21 protein-coding genes are annotated in these 23,855 nt (G+C 55.3%); 7 read left to right on the forward strand and 14 right to left on the reverse strand.

Going from position 1 to position 23,855, the window contains the following annotated elements; genetic code table 11:
• Positions 1 to 11 precede the first annotated feature (11 nt).
• The 3 genes from AC1RQ5_RS13390 to AC1RQ5_RS13400 all read right to left on the reverse strand — a co-directional run bounded on the left by AC1RQ5_RS13390 (position 12) and on the right by AC1RQ5_RS13400 (position 3,298).
• Complete coding sequence (locus AC1RQ5_RS13390) at positions 12 to 893, reverse strand: 3-hydroxybutyryl-CoA dehydrogenase (protein WP_493199515.1); 882 nt, start codon at positions 891 to 893, stop codon at positions 12 to 14.
• A gap of 64 nt (positions 894 to 957) precedes the next feature.
• A complete protein-coding gene (locus tag AC1RQ5_RS13395) occupies positions 958 to 1,812 on the reverse strand; it encodes a universal stress protein (protein ID WP_493199517.1) in 855 nt (284 codons plus the stop codon).
• Positions 1,813 to 1,822: 10 nt separating this feature from the next.
• Positions 1,823 to 3,298, reverse strand: coding sequence for a SulP family inorganic anion transporter (locus AC1RQ5_RS13400; RefSeq protein ID WP_493203415.1), 1,476 nt, complete (start codon positions 3,296 to 3,298; stop codon positions 1,823 to 1,825).
• Positions 3,299 to 3,659: 361 nt separating this feature from the next.
• Between AC1RQ5_RS13400 and AC1RQ5_RS13405 the strand changes: the two genes are divergently transcribed.
• Complete coding sequence (locus AC1RQ5_RS13405) at positions 3,660 to 4,880, forward strand: MFS transporter (RefSeq protein WP_493199519.1); 1,221 nt, start codon at positions 3,660 to 3,662, stop codon at positions 4,878 to 4,880.
• A 34-nt stretch (positions 4,881 to 4,914) separates the two neighbouring features.
• On the opposite strand, the gene AC1RQ5_RS13410 is transcribed toward AC1RQ5_RS13405, so the two are convergent.
• A complete protein-coding gene (locus AC1RQ5_RS13410; protein WP_493199521.1) occupies positions 4,915 to 5,178 on the reverse strand; it encodes a hypothetical protein in 264 nt (87 codons plus the stop codon).
• A gap of 270 nt (positions 5,179 to 5,448) precedes the next feature.
• Between AC1RQ5_RS13410 and AC1RQ5_RS13415 the strand changes: the two genes are divergently transcribed.
• From AC1RQ5_RS13415 to AC1RQ5_RS13430, 4 genes are all read left to right on the forward strand, one after another.
• On the forward strand, positions 5,449 to 5,802 hold the full coding sequence (locus AC1RQ5_RS13415; RefSeq protein ID WP_493199523.1) for a hypothetical protein: 354 nt from the start codon (positions 5,449 to 5,451) through the stop codon (positions 5,800 to 5,802).
• Positions 5,803 to 5,852: 50 nt separating this feature from the next.
• Complete coding sequence (locus AC1RQ5_RS13420; protein ID WP_493199524.1) at positions 5,853 to 7,469, forward strand: peptide chain release factor 3; 1,617 nt, start codon at positions 5,853 to 5,855, stop codon at positions 7,467 to 7,469.
• Positions 7,470 to 7,714: 245 nt separating this feature from the next.
• Complete coding sequence (locus AC1RQ5_RS13425; protein WP_493203417.1) at positions 7,715 to 7,834, forward strand: TraR/DksA family transcriptional regulator; 120 nt, start codon at positions 7,715 to 7,717, stop codon at positions 7,832 to 7,834.
• Between the two features lie 55 nt (positions 7,835 to 7,889).
• On the forward strand, positions 7,890 to 8,120 hold the full coding sequence (locus AC1RQ5_RS13430) for a hypothetical protein (protein ID WP_493199526.1): 231 nt from the start codon (positions 7,890 to 7,892) through the stop codon (positions 8,118 to 8,120).
• Between the two features lie 101 nt (positions 8,121 to 8,221).
• On the opposite strand, the gene AC1RQ5_RS13435 is transcribed toward AC1RQ5_RS13430, so the two are convergent.
• The 6 genes from AC1RQ5_RS13435 to AC1RQ5_RS13460 form a co-directional block, all read right to left on the reverse strand.
• Positions 8,222 to 8,836, reverse strand: coding sequence for a PIN domain-containing protein (locus tag AC1RQ5_RS13435; RefSeq protein ID WP_493199527.1), 615 nt, complete (start codon positions 8,834 to 8,836; stop codon positions 8,222 to 8,224).
• Positions 8,811 to 9,992: an ImmA/IrrE family metallo-endopeptidase gene (locus AC1RQ5_RS13440; protein WP_493199529.1), complete on the reverse strand. Its 1,182-nt coding sequence runs from the start codon at positions 9,990 to 9,992 to the stop codon at positions 8,811 to 8,813. Before AC1RQ5_RS13440 ends, AC1RQ5_RS13435 begins: the two co-directional genes overlap by 26 nt.
• Positions 9,989 to 11,362, reverse strand: a complete 1,374-nt coding sequence (locus tag AC1RQ5_RS13445) for a 7-cyano-7-deazaguanine synthase (RefSeq protein WP_493199530.1) — start codon at positions 11,360 to 11,362, stop codon at positions 9,989 to 9,991. The genes AC1RQ5_RS13440 and AC1RQ5_RS13445 overlap by 4 nt, the downstream gene beginning before the upstream one ends.
• Positions 11,359 to 11,919 carry a hypothetical protein gene (locus tag AC1RQ5_RS13450; RefSeq protein WP_493199532.1) on the reverse strand — a complete coding sequence of 187 codons (561 nt, stop codon included), beginning with the start codon at positions 11,917 to 11,919 and terminating at the stop codon, positions 11,359 to 11,361. Before AC1RQ5_RS13450 ends, AC1RQ5_RS13445 begins: the two co-directional genes overlap by 4 nt.
• A gap of 310 nt (positions 11,920 to 12,229) precedes the next feature.
• The gene (mobF, locus tag AC1RQ5_RS13455; RefSeq protein WP_493199533.1) at positions 12,230 to 15,085 is read right to left on the reverse strand and encodes a MobF family relaxase; all 2,856 of its coding nucleotides are present in this window, start codon (positions 15,083 to 15,085) and stop codon (positions 12,230 to 12,232) included.
• 5 nt (positions 15,086 to 15,090) lie between these two features.
• On the reverse strand, positions 15,091 to 15,348 hold the full coding sequence (locus AC1RQ5_RS13460) for a hypothetical protein (protein ID WP_493199535.1): 258 nt from the start codon (positions 15,346 to 15,348) through the stop codon (positions 15,091 to 15,093).
• Between the two features lie 211 nt (positions 15,349 to 15,559).
• On the opposite strand from AC1RQ5_RS13460, the gene AC1RQ5_RS13465 reads away from it, so the two are divergent.
• Both AC1RQ5_RS13465 and AC1RQ5_RS13470 read left to right on the forward strand, forming a co-directional pair.
• The gene (locus AC1RQ5_RS13465; protein ID WP_493199537.1) at positions 15,560 to 16,006 is read left to right on the forward strand and encodes a hypothetical protein; all 447 of its coding nucleotides are present in this window, start codon (positions 15,560 to 15,562) and stop codon (positions 16,004 to 16,006) included.
• 4 nt (positions 16,007 to 16,010) lie between these two features.
• The gene (locus AC1RQ5_RS13470; RefSeq protein ID WP_493199539.1) at positions 16,011 to 16,730 is read left to right on the forward strand and encodes a P-loop NTPase family protein; all 720 of its coding nucleotides are present in this window, start codon (positions 16,011 to 16,013) and stop codon (positions 16,728 to 16,730) included.
• A gap of 547 nt (positions 16,731 to 17,277) precedes the next feature.
• On the opposite strand, the gene AC1RQ5_RS13475 is transcribed toward AC1RQ5_RS13470, so the two are convergent.
• The 4 genes from AC1RQ5_RS13475 to AC1RQ5_RS13490 form a co-directional block, all read right to left on the reverse strand.
• Complete coding sequence (locus tag AC1RQ5_RS13475; RefSeq protein WP_493199541.1) at positions 17,278 to 18,984, reverse strand: type IV secretory system conjugative DNA transfer family protein; 1,707 nt, start codon at positions 18,982 to 18,984, stop codon at positions 17,278 to 17,280.
• A gap of 159 nt (positions 18,985 to 19,143) precedes the next feature.
• Positions 19,144 to 19,848, reverse strand: a complete 705-nt coding sequence (locus AC1RQ5_RS13480; RefSeq protein WP_493199542.1) for a hypothetical protein — start codon at positions 19,846 to 19,848, stop codon at positions 19,144 to 19,146.
• 659 nt (positions 19,849 to 20,507) lie between these two features.
• Positions 20,508 to 22,016: an AlbA family DNA-binding domain-containing protein gene (locus AC1RQ5_RS13485; RefSeq protein WP_493199543.1), complete on the reverse strand. Its 1,509-nt coding sequence runs from the start codon at positions 22,014 to 22,016 to the stop codon at positions 20,508 to 20,510.
• Positions 22,017 to 22,843: 827 nt separating this feature from the next.
• Positions 22,844 to 23,812 (reverse strand): LysR family transcriptional regulator, encoded by a 969-nt coding sequence (locus AC1RQ5_RS13490; protein WP_398477925.1) that lies wholly within the window; start codon positions 23,810 to 23,812, stop codon positions 22,844 to 22,846.
• Between the last annotated feature and the right edge of the window lie 43 nt (positions 23,813 to 23,855).

Here is a 23,855-nt window from a genome sequence, read left to right on the forward strand (position 1 = left end):
TCTCATGCGCTCTATCGGGTAGGAATTGGAGTATCCCCCCTATAATCGAAAAATCCGCGTCCTGTCTTGCGGCCCAACCAGCCGGCTTCGACATACTTCGTTAGAAGCGGGCAAGGACGATACTTCGTGTCGGAGAGGCCTTTATGTAGCACCTGCATCAATGAAAGGCAGCGGTCGAGCCCGAGGAAATCTGCCAATTGAAGCGGTCCCATGGGGTGATGCGCGCCAAAGCGCATGCCCGCATCGATTGCCGCGATTGATGCGACGCCTTCATGAAGCGCATAGACAGCTTCGTTAATCATGCACAACAGCACGCGATCCACGATAAAGCCTGGAAAGTCCTCGACAACGGCTGCGGTCTTTCCTAAGCGCTTGATGAATTCCCGAGCAAATTCAAACGTTGCGTCCGAGGTTGCAATGCCTCGAACCAATTCGACCAATTCCATCGACCGAACCGGATACATAAAATGCATCCCGATAAACTGTTCTGGTCGGTCTGTTTCCGCAGCCAATCGGGTTATGGGTAGCGACGATGCATTCGTCGCTATAATTGCACTAGGAGTGAGCTCAGAGCAAAGTTTGCTATAGACCTCCTGCTTGACCTTCTCATCTTCGACTACAGCCTCGATTACCAGTTTGCATTTTTTAAGTGGTTCTCCGTAATGGATGGGCTCGATGTGGGCGACTGCAACATCGTACTCAAGACGAGTGAGCCTTCCGATTTCGTAATCACGGCGGGCCCAACGTTTTAGGGCATCCACGGAAGAGTCCAGTTGCTGTCCTGAGACGTCACTCAGGACTACACGAAACCCGCCCAAAATTGCTTCATACGCAATGCCTGTTCCCATACGACCGGCGCCGACGACGGCTATTGTCTCAATTGCATCGCTCATCGCGGACACTCCTTTCCGAATGCCAATGACTTTCAACGCGTTGGCTCCGGAGGCGGTCAACCCACTAACGGAACAGCATCACGGGAATCTTGCAGGACCGAATCATCTCGGTTGTTGTGCTGCCTATGACTAAGCTCCGGATTCGTGAATGGCCGTATGCGCCCATGACCAGCAAATCGATGCTCTGAGCTTCAACGTATGAAGCAATGGTTGCTTCGGGGTCCCCTGGGGTGATTTCCGCCTCAATGCGGTAACCCGCTTCGCGCAGAGTCTTACTCGCATAAGACAAGGCGTCTCTGGCTTCGCTCGTCTCCGACCCCACCGTCAAAACGTGGCACTCAAGGCCAGGAAAGAGAACGCCATTCGCTATGTGATTGATGGCTTTCAGGCTGCTCGGCCCGCCGTCGAACGCGATTAGAATGCGACTCACAGAATGAAAAGCACGCGACGCGACGATGATCGGCTTTTTGCTGCCGCGAGCTATTCGTTCGAGATTCGAACCGAGGTGTAATTTTGCGAAGTCTGCAGCTTCACCTCTCTTGCCAACGACGATCAGGTCAGTTGTGGCCTCCAACTCAGCGACCGTCTCGACGAGGTCCCCATGCCGAAGTTTGGCTGTCACTTCGGTGACGCCTGCGGCCAGCAACTTTTGCTTTGCATCGTTAAGCATGATCCGTCCCCGCTTCTGGGATAGCGATGCCTTCTGCTCGTCGAGTGCAGCGAGTTCCGCGAGAAGCGTGTCCCGCGCATCAACGCTCAAGCTCCCGCTAAAATCTGAGGCGTCGCCAGAAACGTCTCGGCGACCAAGGACGTGCAGCAGTTCGACAGACGCTGACGCCCGCAGCGCCGCCCATGCTGTCAAGTCACAAACGCTTTGCGAGTAGATAGACCCATCCACAAGTGCCAGAATCTTTGTCATTTTACCTCCCTCAATGCCCCATTATGCGCTCCATGGCGCCGGGCTTATCGTGAATTGCAAGTTTGTCGACGATGGTCTCGCTCGCCTGGTTGAGGCCGATAATTTCCACCTCAGCCCCTTCGCGGCGAAATTTCAACACGACGATATCCAGCGCCGCGACGCTGGAAATGTCCCAGATGTGAGCCCGGCTGACATCGATGATGACCTTTCCGAGGGCTTCCTTAAAATCGAAGGCCGCGTTGAAATCGTCGGCGGACGCGAAGAAGAGTTGGCCCTCGACTGTGTAGGTCCGGGTTGCTCCATCGTCGGCCAGAACCGAACTGACGCCAAAGATCTGTGCAATCTTCCAGGCGAAGAATATCCCAGAGAGGAGAACGCCAACCAAGACGCCAATTGCAAGGTTATGGGTAGTCACGACACTTACCACCGTTGCCAGCATGACGGCGCTGGAACTGCGGGGGTGCGTCCGCAAGTTCTTGATTGATGCCCAACTGAAAGTTCCGATGGACACCATGATCATGATGGCGACCAGCGCTGCCATCGGGATCATCTTCACCCATTTCCCTAGAACTACGATCATGAACAGCAAGGCAACACCCGAGAATAAAGTCGAAAGTCTGCCGCGACCGCCCGATTTTATATTGATCACGGATTGGCCAATCATCGCGCATCCGGCCATTCCGCCGATGAAGCCCGTGAAAAAATTCGCCAGACCCTGGCCGACGCATTCGCGGTTTTTGTCGCTTGGTGTATCCGTCAATTCGTCGACAATTGACGCTGTCATGAGCGATTCAAGAAGTCCAACCGCAGCGACCGCTGCGGAGTATGGAAGGATAATCATGAAGGTCGTGAAGTTGAGCGGGATATCGGGCAGGAGGAATAGCGGGAGCGTGGATGGCAATTCACCCATATCTCCGACGGTCCGGATGTCCAGCTTGAGGACAAAAGCAATGGCAGTGAGGACGATGATACAGATTAGGGGGGACGGTATGATCTTTGTCAGGCGGGGCAGGCCATAGATGATCGCAAGACCAGCTGCGACCATTGCATAGGTCGGCCAGCGGACGCCGGTGAGTTCCGGCAATTGTGCCAAAAAAATTAGAATGGCGAGTGCATTCACGAAACCTGTCATCACGGATCGCGACACGAACCGCATCACATAACCCAATCGGGCAAAGCCTGCGATGATCTGGAGAATTCCGGCCAGTACGGTCGCGGCAAGCAGGTATTGAAGCCCATGGTCTTTGACGAGAGTAATCATCAGCACGGCTGTTGCCGCAGTGGCGGCAGAAATCATGCCGGGCCTTCCACCAGCTAGTGCGCTGATTACTGCAATCGAGAATGACGCGTAAAGACCGACCTTAGGATCGACTCCCGCGATAATAGAAAAGGCAATTGCCTCAGGTATAAGCGCCAGAGCGACGACAATCCCTGCCAGGAGATCGCCGCGGATATTGCCGAACCATTCGGTTCGGAGGCGCGAAATTACAGTGCTATTCAAGGAAATTCTCCGAGCAGGCCCCGCCTTAGGGGGGCGTGGAATGGACGTGCAAAAGGGGGCAGGTATTACGTGGCGGTACTGGAATTAGGGGCAACGCTGCGGGCGAACGAAAACGAAGCGGGAAATTCCACGCTTCGACGTTTCAACCGTATTTGCGTCTGCCTACATCAGTAACAAAGCCTAGTTGGATCGCTGCATACGAAATGTGTTGCAGTCCACTTTGCGATTAAAGGAAGTCCCGCCCGATTGCAAGTAGGCGCGACGAGTTCGGGTAGAGGTTGGACATCGCTTGCACACTTCAGACGATCCAGACAGAACGGTTTGCCTGAGCCGCGAGAGGCAATTGATGCTGCGTTCGTACGTGAACTTTTATCGGAAAGATTGGCGAATTCTGTGGTTTGGTCTCGCCTGCGCTTTTTTGTCGAGCCCCGGCCAGACATTCTTCATATCCATGTTCGTGCGCCCAATCGCCGATAGCCTTGACGTGAGCGCTGGGCGATTGGGCTTGCTCTACCTCATAGCAACACTCGGGGCGGCGAGCCTCCTGCCGCTGACCGGTCACTGGCTGGATCGTATTGATCTGCGCCACTACTTTTTGGGCGTCATTTCAGGACTGGCGCTCGCTTGCTTTGTCATGGCAAGCGCATCGGGCACGTTCAGCATTCTTGCCGGTCTGCTTCTTCTGCGGCTAAGTGGTCAAGGGCTAATGACCCACATCGCCGTGGTTTCGGTTGCACGCTACTTTACTGATTATCGCGGCAGGGCCCTTTCGTTTGTCGCCCTTGGGCTTCCTATTGCCGAGGCCGCGATGCCCCAAGTTGCTCTGACGCTGATTGCCGGGGTCGGCTGGCGCGCTGGTTACGCATTTATCGGCGCTGCTATACTTGCCGTCGTCGCACCTATCTTACTTTGGCTGATTTGGCGATTGGCGAACTTTGCGCAATTCCCCGCACGAGACGCACAGTCGGCAGCGCCAAGAGCGCTTGATGGGATGAGAATTGTAGTCCACACGCGCTTCTTCTGGTTGGCTCTTCCCATCCTTTTGTTTATGCCGTTGGTCTCGACCGCGCTACTCTTCCACATTCGCACGATCTCTATGCTCCAGAGCTGGCCGGATTTTGTCGTCGGATTCGGATTTGTCGGATTCGCCGTAGGTCACGGACTCGGACTTTTCATATCGGGAGAATTCATCGATCGGTTTGGTGCTCGCCTAGTCATGCCCATCATGAACGTCCCTTTCCTAATAGGAATCTGCAGCCTCGGAACGCTGAGACATGAGGGAACGTTGCCGCTTTTTCTCACATTGGCCGGCTTTTCTTCCGGCCTCGTGCAAACGACGGTGATCGCGATCTGGGCAGAGGTCTACGGAGCTGACAAGCTCGCAACTATTCGCAGTTTTGCTGCAATGTTGATGGTCGCAGCAACCGCCGTCGGCCCAGCTTGCGTCGGAGCCATGTTAGACGGAAATCTTTCGACGAGGATCATCTCCGCCATCCTCACTGCTCTGGGCATGGTAGCGACTCTGCTTGCGCTCATCGCTTCCAAACACCTGCCAAGGAACCGATAACGCCAAGTCGCTACCGGCTACGGTTTCTTTCCGCCTAATCGGGTCGCTCCGGGCAATCCGACAGGTCCTTATAACCTTCGTAAAGTTTTGGGAACCTTTTCAGGATGGCATTCAGGTCTGAAATCTCGTCCAATTCAACCTTAAGGTATCTGTACAAATTACCCCAGCGATGATGACCTATCGCTTGGCTGTTCAAAAATTTCTTCAGCGTCTTCAGCGCGCCAGCATCGATCTTATGGCTAAAATAGACGACGGCGACGATTTGACTCAGTTCAGTCTCATATTTGTGATCAAGCATTCCGCCCTCTAAAAGTTGGGACAAAACGCGCGGCAAAAATACCGAAGCGTAAATTTTTGTCGAAGTTCAAATTTGATCTTGGGGCTTCACAGCCCCCGAGAAACGTATATCTTCTTATATGATAACCTATCGCATTTTCGGTAGGGCTGTCCGAAAAAATGATGATCGTTTTTTTGGAATGTTAGCGCATCTGGCGCAGCGCAAGCCGTTATGCAGTTTGCGGGTCAAGTTTATTGAAGTGAAATTCGTCTGGAATTTAGAGAGAATGGATTGGTAGATTTACGTCAAGCAACAACCGAACTATCCACCGTTGCGATGGATCAAGAATTCGCAGATATCATGCGGCTCCTGCGTCTTTTAATTGCGCAGGTTGATTCGAATGCGGATGGGGTCAGATTGACGCGGGACAGCGCGCTCTTTCATGCAGCCTGTGGCCTGCTCGAAGCGTCGCCGGAGCAGCGCGGCGCGACCCGGACCGCGCTTATGGTGTTGCGCGATCTGGTTTGGCGCGTCGACTCTGTGCGGGGCGTGCTCGCGTCTCACGGGGCAGAGCCGGTCGTAGCAGAGGCTCTGGCTCTTCTCGATACGGCCGACATCCACTTGTTTCTCAAGCAGGAACCATAGGCTCTCTGTGTCATTCGGGCTTACCCGCGTCTCACAGATGGATCAGATTCATGTCTCAAGGCTCACGTGCGGATATCGATCTTGGTATCCTTGACGAAACTCCCGCCTCAAAACGAAGAACATTTGCCATCATCTCGCATCCGGATGCAGGCAAGACGACACTCACTGAAAAGCTGCTGCTCTTTGGCGGAGCGATTCAGATGGCCGGCCAGGTCAAGGCACGTGGTGAAAGGCGACGGACCCGCTCTGACTGGCTGGAAATAGAACGGCGTCGAGGCATCTCGGTCAGCAGTTCAGTGATGACGTTCGAGCATGCCGGTCTCGTATTCAACCTCTTGGATACGCCCGGCCATGCCGACTTCAGTGAGGATACGTATCGCACGCTAAGTGCAGTTGATGCTGCTGTCATGGTCATAGACGCGGCGAAAGGTATTGAGAGCCAGACCCGAAAATTGTTCGAAGTCTGCCGCCTTCGCGATATTCCGATCATTACGTTTATCAACAAGATCGATCGGGAAAGTCGCGATCCATTAGATATCCTCGACGAGATTTCTTCTGCATTGGCACTAGATCTCACCTTGATTACTTGGCCGGTCGGGGCGGGCGTTGATTTTCGCGGCTGTCTCGACGTTCACGGACGCCGGCTGTTGCTTCCAAAGCAGATCCGAACCGATCCGTTTGGAAAAGTTGAAGAAGTCGGGGATTGGTCTTCCTTGTTGTCTCATCCAACGATTGAAGACCGCATCGCTGAGCCCGCGCTCGAAGGCCTGGCACTGTGCCTCGAAACACTCCCGGCGTTTCGCCAGCAGGATTTTCTCGAGGGCCATCTATCTCCGGTCTTATTCGGAAGCGCGCTGAAGGACTTTTGCGTCGCCGAGTTGCTCGACTGTCTCGCTAAGTGGGCCCCAGGCGCACTGCCACGTTGCACCACCACTCGGCAGGTCGATGCCGACGAGCGAGATGTGACCGGTTTTGTATTCAAGGTGCAAGCAAACATGGACCCGCATCATCGCGATCGCGTCGCATTTGTCCGTCTTTGTTCTGGAAGGTTTGAGCGCGGAATGAAGCTGCTCAATGTCCGCGAGAATCGCTTCATGACCGTGAGCGCGCCAATCTTCTTTTTTGCGCAGCATCGCGAAACGATCGATGAAGCCTTTCCGGGTGACATTATCGGCATCCCGAATCACGGAGCATTGCGCGTCGGCGATACACTGACAGAAGGCGAGGATCTGAAATTCAGGGGCATTCCGAATTTCGCGCCGGAAGTGCTTAAACGGGTGTTTCTAGAAGATGCCATGCGCGCCAAACAGCTCAATCGCGCCCTTACCGATATGGCTGAAGAAGGTGTGATCCAGGTATTTCGTCCAATATTTGGATCCTGGCCGATACTTGGAGCGGTCGGGTCGCTGCAGATGGATGTGCTGGTCTCCAGACTTGACCAGGAGTACGGCGTACCCATCAGATTGGAGGCGGCACCCTATGAAGCAGCACGCTGGATCGTCAGTGATGACAGAGAGCATCTTCGGTTGTTCTGCGAATCCTACCGTTCGAGTATCGCAGAAGATAAGGATCAATCTCTGGTGTTCCTTGCCAAGAACGCCTGGACGTTGGACAGAGCAAAGAATGAATGGCCGGGTATTAGGTTTGTCACAGTACGCGAGCGGTAGGGATCGATATGCGAGATGTCAACAATACCAAATTCCATCAGTTTCGCGGCCGGTTGGAGCACATGTTAGAAGAACTTCTGCTGCTGCGTGACACAAGCGCGGATGACCGCGCTGTCGTTCAACTTGACCAACAGAGTGTCGGCCGTATTTCACGGATTGAAGCAATGCAGAGCCAGCAGATTGCGCTCGCTGCTGACCGCCAAAGACAACAGAAGATTGCGCGGATCCGACGTGCGCTCAGCTTAATGGATCAGGGCCTTTACGGATGCTGCGCCGCATGCGGTAACGACATTTCCGACGAACGTCTAAATATCGATCCATCGGCACCCCTTTGCATAACATGCGCAAGTATCAGATCCCTATAATGGGTCTCCGTGCTGTGGGGGAGCTGGAAAATCTCGGATAGGAGAGGACAAAATCATGCTGATCGAAAAGGAAAGGGCAGTTGCTCACGTTTCAGCACCTGACGGCATCAAGGCCGCATTCTCTGTTTCTGGCCGGTGCCTGATGTTAATTGACGGCGGCCGTCTAGACGAGGAGATGCGTCTACTTGGCACCGGCGCCCCCCGCCGGCTTGAGCATAATTTCGGAAGATTTCAGCGCCGAGTGGCCTGGTTTTGGGGAGCACTTCAACAACGGGCGAGACTCTAATCGCAAATAAATGAAACGTCAGGGGCAGGTCGGATAACATCTAGTTTGTATTTTCCCTTCAACGGTATTTGCCAAGACTTCCATGTATGATTTCAGAGGAGTTAGAAAGCGACTCTGGCCGCCTTTGGTAGGCTTAGACACGAGGCCGCGTGTCTTTCACCGATGATGTCCAAGACACGGGCGATCTGATCCGGCGGCACGCGCATCCGGGCCTTTTGTAGAGCGCCGACGACGGCGTCAACATGGCCTTGTGACCCAAGAGCTCGGACCACGGGTTCATGCAAAAGCAGGTGGACGGTCGGGACCACGAGAAGTTCAGGGAAGCTATCGGCGCATAGGTTCATAGCCTTTCGCTCGTCTATCAGAGCAATTCCGCCGACTTCACATGCATAGCCTATCGTTGCCGCTTCGCCGTCATCCAGCGTGCACAGGGCAGAGCCGTCGATCAGGGTTTCGTAGACTCTGCCCCCGGTATCCCCAAGACCGACAAGGTCGATCACACCTGCGTCGATCAGCTTTTGAAGGGCGCGTGCATCATCATGGCCATTGCGCATGCCGTCGACCAGTTCGGCCAAAGCGTTCACCGTTACCGCCCACCTGTTTGGGAAGGCCGTGATGATCGCGTGCGCGCATCCGGTCGCGTTGAGGTTGATCACAACGCTGGCATCGGCCACGAGGACGGTGCGTGAATCAGTGAGGAAGTTTGACGAGCTCATTCGCTTCACTTTCCTCCGTTTCCACGCCGTCAAGAACCTCTCTCACGTCATGGCGATCGAGGTGCAGCAGGCGCGCAAGCTGGCCTTCGCTGTAGAAGCCGCGCTTCCACGCTTCGCGCGCCAGCAGGGCAAGACGCGGTGGCACGAAGCCCTGCGCCTCGACGGAGTTGAGGCTGCGATCCGACAATTCGCCCAGCACCTGCCGTGCTTGCTCATTGGTGATACCGCCGTTGTTCTGGAACCAGTCCCAAGTCCCCCGCTTGGCGAGGGACAAATCTTCTAACCGGCGCACGATGGCCTCGCGCGCAAGTCTGAAATCATGGGCGAGAAGGATGATGTGCCGACGCGTCAAGTGCGATTGTCCCGCCGTAAGCTCTGCGAAGCGCTGCCGCACGGCGCGTGCGGGCGCGAGGAATGAAGGCGCGAAGGCAGCGGCATAGCGCTCTTCGCGCGATGAAAACTTCTCATCTTCAGTCAAGGCCTCAGGCTGGCGGCGTGACGAAATGAAATGGGCGAGCTCGTGAATGCCGGTCTGCCGAAATCGTTCGGGGGGGTGGCTGGCATTGAGAAGGATGCAAGCACCGACCGCATCGTCATAGGCAAAAAGACCCGACACTTTTCCATCGAGCCGCCTCACATAGACGCGGATGCCAAGTTGATCGAGGATCGACACGATATCAAGCACCGGCCCAGGGCCCAGGCCGAGCCATTCGCGCAGATCCTGCGCATCCTGTTCGGCCTGCGCGCGCACCTCACCCGGAAGGATGGGGCGCTCCGGGGGATAGTTACGGGCGCGCTTTACGCCGAGCGCGTTTTCAAGCTCGACTTCAGCTCGGACAAGGTCGTTGAGGAGGCGGGCGGCATTCTCGATAGCGTCGCCGCCGATTTGCGGCAGCTTCCGAAAGCGCGGCACCATGTCGAGATGCAGGGCTTCCCGCCGCAGGATGGCATTCGCCGAAGTGCGATATAGGGTCGCGAGCTTCTGGAGTTCGTCCATCCGGACGCGCCGCTGCCCTTTTTCGATGGCAACAATGGTCGTACGTGCGACATCAATGGCTTCCGCCGCCGCCGACTGCGTGAATTTCTCGCTTTCGCGAGCAACCCGCAGCCGCTCGCCAATCTCCAGATCGGACAATTTTTCAGTGTCATCGGTCATTGTTCAGTACGCGCCCATTGTCTGACGAACGAGTGCGCTCCTAGCGAATTCATGTAAGACTTCCATTCTTCTGAATGCGTGTTCAGTAGGGCGATAAGCCGTTCGCCTGACTGCTGCGAGCTCAGCCCAAGAGCGGCCCCCATTGTCGCTGCATGCCGGGTGATTTCAGACCGCTGGTCCGCCGACGCCATATCCGCGAGGTGGTCCATATGTAGGATACCGGCCAGCGCGTATTGGCGGAATGCGCCGCCGGTTTTCGTGAAACCTCGTTCGACAGCCGCTTCCAGCGTCGCTGCGGTCATGTCTGAGCATATGTACGTTTCCGGAGGCTCGGTCAGGCCAGCGGCATGAACGCTGACGCGCCGCAGCATGCAGGCGGCGCAGACACCGCATTGCCGCTTCTTCCCGTTGACCGAACTCCACTGATTGTTACGCCAGCAGGACTTCGTCTTGCGCCACGCGTCGGTGCTATCGATCGCCACATACGCGCGCAGCGTCTCGCCTTTAGTGTTCCAGATGCGGGGGAAGACGTAGCTCACATCTTTGTCGAGCAAGGCCTTCAGGAAACGCTCCATAAGCCGCGTGAAGCGCGGGTGGTTACGGAAGTCCGGATAGGCATGGCCCACCGTCAGCAAGGCGGGACCGATAGCGCCCTGGCCGCTCTCCGGGATCACGATCTCGGCGGCGTCGGTCAGATAAGCGGCAATGCCGCTGATGATTGCGAACTTGAATCCGCGCGTGCGCGCGCTGGTTTCCCGGTTTGGCATGTCAGACGACACATCATATGGTACGGCGGTGAACGGTTCGCGTTTGCCCTTCTCGCGCGGACGGTCCGACGTCTTCGTGCCGACACGGACCCGGACGAGCTTTTCGCCCAGTTTTACGCCGACGAGGCCCGCGACCGCGCGGGAGTCCATCCCGTCGCTGAATGCAAGGATGGCCTGCGTCGGCACCGTCAGGGCAAGCATGCTCAGTGATAGGGCGGGTTCGGACGTCGTGCGTTTTACAAAGTTGATGGACCACGTATCGCCGGTCAGAAATCCGAGCGCATCATGTAAGGTCCGCGAAACGTCCGGCGCGCTCCAGCGTGCAGGGTCGTGGACGGGAATGCGTAGGGTCAGACGACGCCCCCAGCCATGCGGTGCGCGTTTGACGATCTTGTCGGCATATTCAACGGCCGCGGCGACGACCAGCGCATCGTGAGTCACGGGCTCCCACCGCGCGAACGCGAAGGATTCGAGCGCCGCCGTCGAGAAGCTGACATCCCTGCCTAGGTCGAAGGCGATGTGGTCCTTCCGCGCGCGAAGGCCCGGTTCGACGACGTCGATGTCTTTGGCGGGCATGCGCATGAAATACGGTTCGGCGTTCATAAGCTCGGCCCTTCATCAAGGCCGGTGTGGCGGGGCAAGTGCGCCGCGCCGCGCGGCGATTGCACGCCCGACATGAAGCCGGAAGCGACGGTTTTGAAGTTACATTGCTGGCGCGCGGCATCGAGTCGGTCGCGCACATACCGGGCGCTTCGTGCGCTCGCCTCTCGGTGATAATGTTCCTCGACGCTGCGGAACTGGCTGCGCACCTGCGCTTCGCAGGCGTTCTCCAGCGTAGCGCGGTAAGCGGCTTCACCGGTTAGCCCGCCGCTGACGGCTTGGATGGCGCAGTCGATGACAACGTTGCAGGCTGCCGAGCGACTACTTGCCTGACGGACTGATTCAAGCCGTTCGATCTCGTTGTTAGCAAAAAGGGAGCCTTGATCGCCGCTTAGGATGTCCCGGATCGCGGTGAGCGGCGCTTCACGCAAGTCCCTTTGAAGAGCAACTGGCAGAGCCTCACAGACCTCATCCGCAGAGTACGCGGCCTTTGCTGCCCGCTCCGCAAAGTCTTTCCAGTGTCGCCGCATCGGCAGACTTTTATGAGGCCCGTCACTCATGGCGACTCTCCATGTCAGGATCGTAATATACAAATGCTGACAATGTCAAATTTCGCGTCCACTCCTGTTAGTGTCGAGTCGATGGTTTAAAATCCTATACCTTCTTAAGTTGAACTACGCAATTAGGCGGTTTTTCAAACCTCGAGACCTGTTTGAGAGTTTAGCGAATTTGCTTGGTATGACTGAGCGAGCATAGAAAACCCAGCAAATGATCAGCGCCGATATCACCGAAGATCGTGCTTCTTCAGCCGGGCCTGCCTGCGAGGACCGCAGAGGCTATCGTTCATTTCTTGCCGTCGTAGCTGGGCCCTTAGCGACCACGATCTGAACGCTCTACCCCAGTTATGCGGGCCGCCGTACGCTGCTGCCGAAGATTTGAAAGCTCACGTCTGAGGTTAAAGACGTACGCCGATATCTTAGACGAAAGCGCCGTGTACCGCGTTAAACTATCCCCTGGGTTGCGCCGAGTACTGATCGTTGGAGAGTCGTAGGAATCCGATAGCAACGCGTGAGCGATTTGGCGTGCGGCCTCGGCTATCTTCTTGAGGCTCCAAACCGCGGGTGACGAAGCGAGGGTGACAATACCCGAGTTGATGAAAACCGCGCGTGATTGAACAAAGTCAACAACGTTTGACTTCTCTGAATAGCAACGTGCTTCTGCGCAAAGCTGTTCCAGCATCACTGTTGAATCAGCGGCCGCGTTGAGCTGCGAGACGTGTCGACGGCCAGCTGTTACCAGGCGATCTGATTCAACCACGACATATGAATCTTTCTGATGCCTCGTAAGTCCGACGTAGAGCTCGCGTGCATCAGTCGCGGTGTTGACCATGAGCACTGATGCCGAAGAGGTGCGGCCTTGCACAGAATAGGCTGTTCCAGCGTAAGCGAAGCTAATCTTTGGCGGCGATCTTTTTCCGAATCGTTCGCGCGCGAGTAACGACCATGGACCTTCAAAAGATTTTCCACTATCAAGTCGGATAAGAACCACCGGATCGGCTGCTTGCGAAGCAATCATTTCTACGGTGCCCCGCGTGCCATTTCTGATACTCAGGTCCGGGATGTTTTCGCCAAACCGTACGCGATCGCCTGCCGCGATCTCTAAGGTTGTCAGTTTCGAATCGCGGTCAATACAACGGACACTGACAGGTTTTCCAATAAGTTTCCCTTCGTTGAATAGGGTGACACGCGCGGCGTCATTCAAGCGTTTAGCGTCAGCGTTCCTACGTGTGATAAGAAGAACATCTTCGCCGTTTTGCATGCGCAGCTGCGTCCAACATTCAATAGTGCGTTCTAACAATGCTCGCTCGCCTGACGCGAATTCGACTCGCTTGTTTCGCGCATATGCTCGCAAGCCAGATTCAACGTCTCCCTGCGCCATCACGATCGACGCCGCGCGCTGCCACGAGACGTGTTGGCGCCGAACTTGTGTCAACGTCGCCGACTTAAGTGTGATTTCTGAAATTGCTTTGAGTGGATTGCCTCCAGCGACGGCTTCTAGCTGACGTCTATCACCTAAGAAAATAATCTTAGAGTGATGTGATTTTGCCAATCGTAAAACCTCCTCTAAGTCCGCGCTTCCGCACATACTGGCTTCGTCAAGGATCAGGACAGTATCGGGATTAAGTGATGAGCTATCAGAAACGCGGTTGTCGTATCTCCACTTCGCGATGGCGGAAGTTGTGATCCCGGTAGATTTGGACAGTTCGTCGGCTGCGGTCCACGTCGGCGCGAGCCCAAGGACTGAAAGACCCGATCTCCGTGCAGCATCGACGATCACCTGCGCTATCGTAGTTTTTCCCGTACCCGATGCGGCCTCGCAGATGGCAACGCCATCGCGATTGCAAGAGAACCGAACAGCGTCTTTCTGCTCAGTTGAGAGATATGCAGCTTCGTTCAAGGCTTCTGCCAGCGCCTTAGATTGAAACCAGTCTCCTTCTTCCAATCGATCGGCGGCTCGCAGAAGACTCGCTTCGCGGCTGGCGATGATTGGGCTTGTCCAGTGAGACGCAAGTTCACTATCCTGCAGCTTCAGCAATGACCCGTCATTCTCTAACCGTTTCAATTCCGCGAACGTTTCATCGACGTTTTTTGATCGAAAAGGCGCATTTATAAGCGAGGTGCGCAGGAGCTCGTTTCTCGTGAGGACACTCTGGTGCTCAAAAAGTTGAGCTGCTGCAGCTGAGACCGGTCCAGCTATATGGATCGGCGGTTTATCTAGCTGAAATTCGACGATAGGCTCCTGGGAAGGGGCAACCTTGTGGGCCAGTGCATCGTGCCAGGGATCGAATCCAATTTCAGCAAGTTCATTCCGCCATCGCTCTTCCAAAGCATCGCCAACGGGTACGTCACCCTTAGAGCGACGAGTTTTGAGCGTAGCCACTGCTTTTTGCAGTGTGCTCGCCCCACGGCCCACCTCGTCATCAATTTGCTGGGAACGTTTAGAGAATTGATCCAAAAGTTGCGTAGGAAGGCCTGCCACTTCGAATTGCCCGCGGCCGGCTTCGCGCAACTGAAATCCTAACTGGCGCAAACCACTGGCTAACTCCGCCCGATAGGCCGCGCCTAACAATGTGAGGTTTGTAAAGGCGCGCTGTGTTTCTGCCGTGCGCCACTTTTTGTCCGAACAACCAAGAACGTTAAGCAGTACGCAGTGCTCGTGCAGGTTGCAGTCACCCTCTCGTGAAGTGTAGTGCGCAAAACGCCCGACAATGACGTCGACAGGTTGCTCGCGGACGTAGCCGCCTTGCCCCAACCGAGCCTCCAACAGCTGTTCCGATTCAAACAGCTGTAGAGCTCTGCCCACAGCTGCGCGGTGCACGGCGACAATCAGGCTGCGACGCTCCTCATCAGCGGACATCCACAAGATGGATACTGACTTGGGGGCGGAGAAGGTGAAATCCCAACCCGCCCTATGTCCGGGCCCGGCGGCGCGAACTAGGCTTTTCCCATTTCTGGGATCGACCCCGGCGCAGAGGTCTCGGAAGGTCTCGCGGTCGATCGCAGCGCCATTTTGCACCACGGTCTGACCGGTCGACCACCAGACACCGCCGCCGTCCGCGGTGTAATATTCGTCGCGGGCGTTTGGTCGACTTTCTCGTTGAGGGTCGTTCACATAGTACAAACCGGCGTCACGTCCGTTTGCAAGGGCGTGGAGGGACGCTGTCATGGCAACTAGGAGCGATCGTTGGCAGGCTGGCTCTGTGCCGCCTCAGCCGCCACGTCGCCGACGAAGGACGCGATATCGATCAGCCCCTGATCGACTAAATCCATTCGTTCAAGCAAGAAGCGAAATCTGGCAGCTGAATCGAGGTGTATTGAGACGCAGTCGGCAATCAGCGCTTCTGGAGGTCTCTTGGTCGCAGCAGCATGCAGCTTCAGGCGTTCTTCAAGCATTTCGTCAATCGCAACGGTATATGTAATCGCTGGCAAGTGGTGTCTCTCCAAGCAAAAGCAAACTCGCTCGCATCATTCCCATGGCGGCACAAGCCTATGCCCCGAGCTCGCTTCGCAAGGGGTTAAGCAATTTAGTGCGTATGGTGTGAAAACTAGAATAAATGGTAATGAAATGGTACATGCTCTAGTATCTCTAGCACGGTCTAGTACTCGCTAGGTTCGGCAGGAGCGCCTAGAAAGCGCGCCTATGCCATTTGATCCCAAACAGCTTCGTGCCGACGCTAAGCGGCTCCAGAGGGCTCGCGCTCCGACGAGAGTGGGCACGACCGCGGCCGTCCGAGCTGCGCTTCCCGCCATCTACGATTTGCGTAAGGACGGCGTTACATGGGCGGCCATCGCCGAAGCTCTTGCACAGCAAGGCATCGTCCAGGGGAAGGCTTGTGTTCCGATCACAGTTGCCCGCCTGACCGCCTTGGTCAGTCAGATCGAGGGACAAGAGCGACGGAAGTCGCTGAAGCGGGCGACGCCCCGGTCGGACACGCTACCCAGCAAGCGAGACGAGCAGATTCAGCTGGCGCTTTCTGGCAGCGACGTATCGGACCTGCCAAGTAAGCCGGACGAGACAGACGCCGAGCACGAGCTTCGGGCTGCCGCATACCAAAAACTTCAATCGTCACTATTCAAAAAGGAGTAAATCATTGGCCCGCATACTATTCGTGACACAAGAAAAGGGTGGCGTCGGGAAGACGGTGTTTGCTCGCGCGTTGGCTGAAGCGGTCGTAGACGCGCATGTCATCGAGATTGATTCCAGCTCCCGTCTCATCGAGCTCGGCGATCGCGTCCAGTTCTTCAAAATGCGCGCCGACCGGGAGGCTATCGAACGAACTGGCGGCAAGGCTGCGCGGGCCGAATTCGATAACGTGTTGTCAGCTTTGGAACGGGCAAAAACGCCTACAATTATTGACGTCGGCGCCAACACGTCGATCACGTTACTCACAGTGATACAAGAGATCGCGCCCGCGCTGAAAGCCAGCGGATTTGAGTTTGCTGTCTGCGTAGTGGTTACTACTGAACATGCGGCTCTTGCCGCCGCTTCATCCATTCTGACGGCGTCAAAATCTTGGGCGTCGGCGCAATTTATGATCGAGAACCGTCTTCACGAAAACGTCGATCCAGAATGGCTCAAAAAACACAATAAAGCCGTGACGGCTACTTCGTTCGAGCAACAAGTGCTCGAAAAGGGTGCCGACGAAATTCTTCAGACCGGTGGACTGGCGAGCATCGCGCAAATCGATCCTGTATTGCTGCGCGAGAAATACGGCATCGGTCCGGCTTTACGTATCCAGAAAGACCTGGAGCGATTTAGGAAGGAAGCAATGGACGCTGTGCGGCCCGCCGCTGAGTGGTTGGTCGGGTGAGCAAGCGTGCGCTGAGTGTGCGGTACCAGCAAGCCGCGCAGAGGCTTGGCGAGGCCGAAAGAAAAATCATCGAGGTCAGCGCCAAACGATTGGGCGATCTCATGCGATTGCCGCCAACCGAACAATTGCGTGCAATCGATGATCCAGATCTGATCCCATCAGACCGAAAAAAATTGCGGCAAGCTCTGGCATCAAACCTACGCCGATCGAATACCAGCGCTCTAACGTGGCGAGCGGTTAGGAGTTGGCGCGGATTTTCTCACGCCCTAGCTACGCACTCGGTAACTGGGATCATTGGCAGCCTGTTTTTTCTTCCAGTCTGCGCTGCGTTATTCCTCGTTTGGAAAAACACTGCGTCGGTTGTCACCATTCCAACGTCAATAATCGTGGAGTGGCAAACCCCATCTGGAGTAAAAAGCTCTTCAGTACTGCTGGCGGGTCAAAAGATAGGCATCATACATAACCTTGATGGCACTTATCTCGTCCGACACTGGTTGCCGAGCCAGGGCTACGCGACATCGCCGGTGGCCGTGGAATAATTGCAAAATCAGGTCGATTTTCCAACAGGGGCTTGGAAATCAACGAGGTCTCTAAATCTTGCGTCTTTGAATGCCGCAGTTTTCAAGAGTTTAAGCGGATCTGGCGGTTGCGTCCCGCCCGTCAGGAACACCAATTGATGCTTCTGCAGCAATGTCGGCAGATCCGACGCCGGCGCAAGACGTATACTCTCAACGGAACGGGTTTCGACGTCTTTTCCAGTCTTGGGGTCGGGAGATGCACTGACCTTAATTCCGGTATAGTCTCCGATTGCGCCCGACCAGTACTCTTTCTCTTTCGTATCCGCAGACGAGATATTGAAGACATTGACCATCTCGGCGGTATTCATCATTGTAGTTGCACCTTCGTCCCCGTATGTCCCGATCAACTGAGATCGCGTCTGCCAAAACGTCCAGAGCGACAGGCCATAGCCGGGCAGTTCACCAACGCCATCGAGAATGGCATCGAAACGGCCAAGCACGAACGCCTCATCGATGAACGCGATGATGCGTTCAGCCGGTCGATTTTCTCGAACCGAAGAAAATAGATCTGCCAGCAGCCACCGAACATATGGTGCGAGAATCTTCTTTTTACCATCCGCGGGCAAGACGATAAACAAATCAACGTCACCGCTCGCAAGATCGGACATTTCAAACGTGTGATCCGTTACGACCTTCTGCATCCGAAGGTCGCGAAGCCACTGTGTCGCGAGTTGCGCGGTCGAAATAATGTCCTCGCGTGACTTTGGCTCCATTGCCAAAATCTCAGCTGCTGCGAGAGAGGCATGATCAACATGGGTTTCAAGTGCGCTCTGCAGCTTCGATGGCTGCATCAGGAGTTCAGCCGCACCGACTGGATCTGCCCGACCGTTGCGTACCGTGGAGAGTATTGCAGCGACAATGACGTCGTTCGCTCGGCTCTGGAAATAGCTGTTGCTGTCGCCACCTTCTTTCATCGGCGGCAACAATGCGCTGGCCATGCTTTGCAAATAGAGAATATCGTCAGGATTCACCTTTAGTAGCGGATTCCATCGGTCGGTTCCGCCAGCCATGTTCAGCGGATCAATACAGCGAACGACGCGCCCCATCGCCTCCCGTCGGCGCCGTATTGCTCTGTAAACGTCGCCTTTTGGATCCACAACGACAGCGGGACCGGCCCAGGCGTCCGGCTCTGGAAATGCAAGATTTGGGATAATGAAGCCTCCGGTCTTACCGGAGCGCGGAGGCGCGACCGTAAGCAAATTGCCCTCGATCTGAATTCGTGTCGGTCTCAGAGTTGCGGGGTTAATCCCAATCTCGATGCCTTTATCAAGTGCGGATAAGACTTTTGGAGCAGCCCATTTCGCATTCCCGTATTGGCCCAGGCGGACCCGTCGTGATGCAATCTCTCCTCCACCGAGGATCAACGTGCAGGCAACGACCGTGTAGGCGGTAAGCGACGAAGCGGCGATAAATCCTCCACCCGAGAACGCATGCGACTTGTTTAACCACATATCGACATACGTCGATCCAAGAAAAACGATGTCCGGATACTTGTTTGGTATCGAGCCGAAAATTCTGTCGAACCAAATCAGAGGTGTGGGACTAGCATTGTTTGGCCAGGTAAGAGAGTTTGAGCCATGCTGCATCAAGTATAGTATGGGATAGCCGCAAAGAAGTGATGTGCCCGCAAACAGGCAGGAAAGAATGTATCGTGTCCAGGACAGCGGTGTTTTCATCTGATGCTCCGGATGTCCTTCTGAGATTAGTGGGTTGTTCCCTTCGACGGTTTTGAGCAAATAACGTTTTACCGAAAGGGTTACTGTTTCTGTTGAGAGCTTCGAGCGCCTGATGCGAACGAGCTGTTTTCAAAAGTCCGTTTTCGCAATTTAACTCGGTTAAAATTGCGGGTTGTACTCCTTGAATGCAGAGAAATTTCTTGCTCTCCAACGATCATACAGCTGAGTTGCAATTGCGTGATGCCTCATTGAGTGAACGCGAAAATACTGAAACTGGCTCAAGCTAAGGCAATCAAGATGTTGCAAGAATCGCAGTTCATCTTTTCCATCTCGCGATAGATGCAAAGTAGAGTTTAACTTAGTAGCGAGATCTCGCATCTGCTGGTCGGCGGCTGTATCGTTTCGAATATGTTCCAGCACCTTCTTGAGGTCACCGACGCAGCCAGATGTAAAAGCACAGATAGAGTGTGGGTTTGCAAGCGCGTCATTATCGTAAATGTTTAACTCGCCAAAGATGCCACCTAAATAAAATGCGACTTTACGCGCAACATCCATGCTGCGGATTGCCGCTGCCGGATTCACTTGAGGCATTCCGCCCGCTTGAAAGAAGAAATCTTGATAGTTAGGGAGAGAAACAAAATCGATTGGTATGTTGTTTAACTCGGCCATCAGCAAGTGACCAGCTTCATGCAGGCACGCGTTACTCGTCATCGTCGCATAAGCAAGGTCTCTCTTCCGGTCGACGCTGGCCTGGAAGAACTCGTCTATGATGTTGCCGGGCGTTATCGACTGTATTGGCTGCGCTTCAGGCGAGCGTAGAACGGGTTCTCGCGCAGAAAAAAGAAGCTTAATAGAACGCAACAAACTCTTCTCCTTGAAAATTCAGATTACCGTACTGCCTCTGCCGAAATAGTCCGTGAAACAATTCTTTCAAAGCTTAAGTACAGCGCGTCCATTCGTGGGTCGTGCAACTACATCTTATCCGGGCCAGTTGTCGGGAACCTTCAACGCTGGAATTCCGGCCAGTCTCAGCTCCGCGGCGATAAGCATTTGGCATGTGTCGCCGATTCGTTTCGATGTGCAGGGCCGTACCACTGGCTTTAGCAATTCCATTCATCATCATCGTAGGAATCAACCTTCAGAGCCGTTTCGTCATGAAGGACCATTATTCGTCGCCGTAAAATTTCGTGTCGAAGACGGATTTGGCGTGCCCGGAACGGTCGGCTTGGCTGTTTACGTCACAAGAGCCTGGGCTTCTGAGCGGAGCCGCGCCAGAGATGACAAGTTCTTCTTGGCGTGCGCTTTTACTTCCAGACACCTCGTAAGGCGCGGGAACGCAGCCTGCCTTGAAGGTGAGCGCGACACACGATGCCTCCGAGCAAATATCGAGATTGGAGACATTACCCGCAAGGCTATTGAAGATCGAAGAATGTAACCATCCAGATCTTACCTGAAAAATTTGGGCATTCAGTAATACTGTTCGGTCTTCGCGCCAGCGAATTATCGCACTTCGGCCGTTACGCTCATCCGCGCGTCGCATAAAGAAGCTCGTCCAAGCGGCATGCAGCTCGATAAATGGCACCGCGTCGAAGCCCCTTGAGATCGTCCTTGGCCCGGTCCAAGCATCCGATCAATGTCTTTCTAATGGTTAGCAAATCCTTGTTCTTCATCGTATCTGGAAGGCCCTGGACCGCTCCTGCAAATACAACGTCATCTTTCACGCTTTTCGGGGCGTCGATGTCGCCTTTCATCAAGTTCACGAGTAACTCACCCGCTTTGCCTGCAGCAGGGCGGAAGGCATTGTCCTTTCCTAAAAGTCGAGCCACGACAGCATCTCGGGATGACGGATGCGTTGCGATACTGGCTTTGAGATCGGCGGCTATTTCCTGTGCGGGTTTCCCCACCTGCTCTACGTAAAACCAGATGGGCATCCATCGTCGCGGGGTGAACGCCTGAAACTGGATGTAGGAGAGGGGTTCGGCGACCTTCTCGCTTATCAGAAAATTGCGAACAGCGGCGTCAGGAGTGACATTCTCCCTGATAACGTGCGTGCGCTGTTTATCAACATCCGAGATCGGTACGACATCGCCGATGAGCTTAAGGGCGGGGGCGCCTTTTTGTTCGGTGAACTCTCCTTCACGGACAAACTGAATCGTCGAAAGAAGCGAGCTATCGATGACGAACCTGCCGGTTGCGCCGGAAACTTCGCCGCTGTCGAGGTTGATCGTCGCGTCTCTGCCGGTTGCGACACGCCTGACGCGGAAACCAAAATCCGCTATTGCGCGCTGCTCGCGCGTCGCAATGATTTGACGAAGTTCGGCGGGCTTTATGAGGCGTGTCTCGCCGACATATCGAAAATAGATGCCTCCTTCCTTCACTTCTTGTCCGACATTTTTGATCGCCAGAACGGGGGCGTTGTCGTGCTTTTCGACGTACAGCACGCCGATTAGGCTTCCGCCCAGTTCGATTGTCGCCTTGGTGACGTGAGGCACAGGGTCGAGTGCGCCCACAAGGACTCGATTGATCAACGCGACATCGGTGTTGCGGAACGCTTCATCCGACAGGCCGTCCGCCCGGAAGGTGCCGTCGGTTACTCCGAAAAATATGTAACCGCCCTTATTGTTGGCCATTGCTGCGATGGCCCGTACCACTTTGGCAAAATGATCCTCTGGCTTAAGGCGAAAGCCCGCCTTGCATTCGATGCGATCGGTTTCTCCGCCGATAAGCTTCCATCCGCCGCCGGTGCGCGTGAAGAAGGATCGCAGAGCTCGCTGATCAACAGGCGAGGGCGCAGGCGGCCGTTCCGTTTTGCCATCCGCCCACGCCGAAAGGAAGTCATCAAGTTCTTCGGGAAGCGCTTCATCAACGGCGGCGCCGTATTTCCCAGCCTTAATCTGGGCGATGCGTCCCGAACTGATGAGACGGTCCGGGCGATTGAAATAGAAGTGGACGGCGTCATTCCGCCAACCTTTTCGCAGCATGGCTTTCACCAGCGCGATTTCGTCGTCCGACAAAGATCTCGGCTTGGACACCTAAACTTGCCTCCCGCGGATTTCATGCCTTTCTGCACGAAGTTCCTTTTGAATCCCATGGCTTTCCAGGATCTGTTCGGGTCATCCACAGTCCGGAAGCAGGCCGATGCAGCCTCTCCGACCGGTCAAAAACGGTCGTTTTTAGAGAGACTTGCGAAGACCTTGGGTCCGGATGATCCGTTCCCTCAGGCTGTCAGAAGACGCTAGGCGATTCAGGGGGCTTGTCTGCCGACCACAGAGGTATGCCGGCCACCGCAGCCCCCGGAGACGCAATCCCGTATTCCGAGCTTTGCTCAAAGACGGCTTATAATTGTCGGAAGTCGCCCAAGCAGGAACTAGGAGGGACAGCGACTTGAATGGTCCACGGTGATGGTCCACAGTGACGTGACACGACCGCCGCGGTCAATCTGGAGAGTCCTGCAGGACAGTGGTTTTTGATTAGCGACGCGAGTCTGGGCTGGAATCCTAGTTCCCCAGCCAAGTTCGAGAAAACCCGTCGAAAACCAGGCGATTTTCTCGCCGAGCTTATTCTGGCCCACTACGGAGGTTCACCGTGGGGTGTAGATTGCCGGGGAAGTGCGGGCCTCAGAGAATATTCGCCATCGGAATGGAATCTTTGCCTTTCGCCGCAGGGGGTGCCATCTGCAACCTTTGGTACAGCGCCCTGAAATATTGCTCTCCTCGGGACGCTGCCCGCCGCGACAAGCCCGGCTCCATCACGATATTTGCTCTCTGACTGTTGTCTCTTAAGCCGCTTTGGGTTTGGTCCGGATATCGGTTTCCACCTGGCTCGATGGCTTTAAGCCCCGCAGGGCGTCCCGTGCATATCAGCTTCTCGTAACTTTCGCGCGGGGATCCGCGTAGCCCGCCGACAAAGCCAGCACGGGATCTCTGTTACGAAGCTCATCCGAGACGATGCTCTGTAGCCAACGGATAGCCGGTTCGTTCTCCATGCGTCGATGCCAATGCTGCTTGAGCTCGATGAGCGGGATCGAGACCGGCGGCGGTAACAGCTTCAGCCCTGCATCGGCATACCAGGCGCCTAGCGAAAACGGCACGGTTGCGATCAGGTCGCTTCGGGCGATCAATTGCGGGACACTCATGAAATGCGGCAAATGCAGCACGACGCGGCGCTGCAGTTTGAGTTCGCGGATCCGCCGTTCGAAAATTTCCTGGCTGCGGCCTTGCTGGTTGACCACGACATGGTCGGCGGCCAGGAATTCATCAAGCGAGAGCGTATCACCGATCGTCGAGTGATCCCTGCGCACGATGCAGGTGAAAGGATGATCGAACAGGTCTTCCGTACTGACGTTGGGGCCGATCAGGTCCGGAAAATAGCCGATCGCCAGATCGATGTCGCCGCGTTCGAGTGCGCTTTCCAATTGATCATGTGACGATGCCACGCAGCGCAAGCTCACTCTTGGCGCGATCGCTCGGATGCGCTGCAGGATGGGCGGAATGAAGATAAGCACGCCGATATCTGTGGTCGTGACGGTGAAGATACGTTCGCTTTCCTCGGGAATGAAGCGCGGCTTGCGCAGGATGTGCTCATCGACCGTCACCAGCACGGTGCGCACGGCGGGCGAGATGGATTCGGCAAATGGTGTCGGGCGCATCCCCCGACCGGTCGAGATGAAGAGCTGATCGCCAAAAAACTCGCGAAGCTTCCGCAAGCCCGCACTCGCCATGGGCTGGCTCATGCCCAGTTGCCGCGCCACGGCAGACAGATTCGCTTCCCTGAACAGCCCGTCCAACAGCAACAGCAGGTTCAAGTCGAGGCGTCTGATATCCATCATACTGATATCTCATATCAAACAATAACGGATTTTCAATGACGGA

It is taken from the genome of Tardiphaga sp. GW821-FHT12E02, assembly GCF_058807155.1.

Excerpts from the sequence above, each read along its gene's own strand:
- AC1RQ5_RS13390 (WP_493199515.1), bottom strand. The coding sequence starts at position 893 with ATGAGCGATGCAATTGAGACAATAGCCGTCGTCGGCGCCGGTCGTATG.
- AC1RQ5_RS13395 (WP_493199517.1), bottom strand. The coding sequence starts at position 1,812 with ATGACAAAGATTCTGGCACTTGTGGATGGGTCTATCTACTCGCAAAGC.
- AC1RQ5_RS13405 (WP_493199519.1), top strand. The coding sequence starts at position 3,660 with ATGCTGCGTTCGTACGTGAACTTTTATCGGAAAGATTGGCGAATTCTG.
- AC1RQ5_RS13410 (WP_493199521.1), bottom strand. The coding sequence starts at position 5,178 with ATGCTTGATCACAAATATGAGACTGAACTGAGTCAAATCGTCGCCGTC.
- AC1RQ5_RS13420 (WP_493199524.1), top strand. The coding sequence starts at position 5,853 with ATGTCTCAAGGCTCACGTGCGGATATCGATCTTGGTATCCTTGACGAA.
- AC1RQ5_RS13425 (WP_493203417.1), top strand. The coding sequence starts at position 7,715 with ATGGATCAGGGCCTTTACGGATGCTGCGCCGCATGCGGTAACGACATT.
- AC1RQ5_RS13430 (WP_493199526.1), top strand. The coding sequence starts at position 7,890 with ATGCTGATCGAAAAGGAAAGGGCAGTTGCTCACGTTTCAGCACCTGAC.
- AC1RQ5_RS13435 (WP_493199527.1), bottom strand. The coding sequence starts at position 8,836 with ATGAGCTCGTCAAACTTCCTCACTGATTCACGCACCGTCCTCGTGGCC.
- AC1RQ5_RS13440 (WP_493199529.1), bottom strand. The coding sequence starts at position 9,992 with ATGACCGATGACACTGAAAAATTGTCCGATCTGGAGATTGGCGAGCGG.
- AC1RQ5_RS13445 (WP_493199530.1), bottom strand. The coding sequence starts at position 11,362 with ATGAACGCCGAACCGTATTTCATGCGCATGCCCGCCAAAGACATCGAC.
- AC1RQ5_RS13450 (WP_493199532.1), bottom strand. The coding sequence starts at position 11,919 with ATGAGTGACGGGCCTCATAAAAGTCTGCCGATGCGGCGACACTGGAAA.
- mobF (WP_493199533.1), bottom strand. The coding sequence starts at position 15,085 with ATGACAGCGTCCCTCCACGCCCTTGCAAACGGACGTGACGCCGGTTTG.
- AC1RQ5_RS13465 (WP_493199537.1), top strand. The coding sequence starts at position 15,560 with ATGCCATTTGATCCCAAACAGCTTCGTGCCGACGCTAAGCGGCTCCAG.
- AC1RQ5_RS13475 (WP_493199541.1), bottom strand. The coding sequence starts at position 18,984 with ATGAAAACACCGCTGTCCTGGACACGATACATTCTTTCCTGCCTGTTT.
- AC1RQ5_RS13490 (WP_398477925.1), bottom strand. The coding sequence starts at position 23,812 with ATGATGGATATCAGACGCCTCGACTTGAACCTGCTGTTGCTGTTGGAC.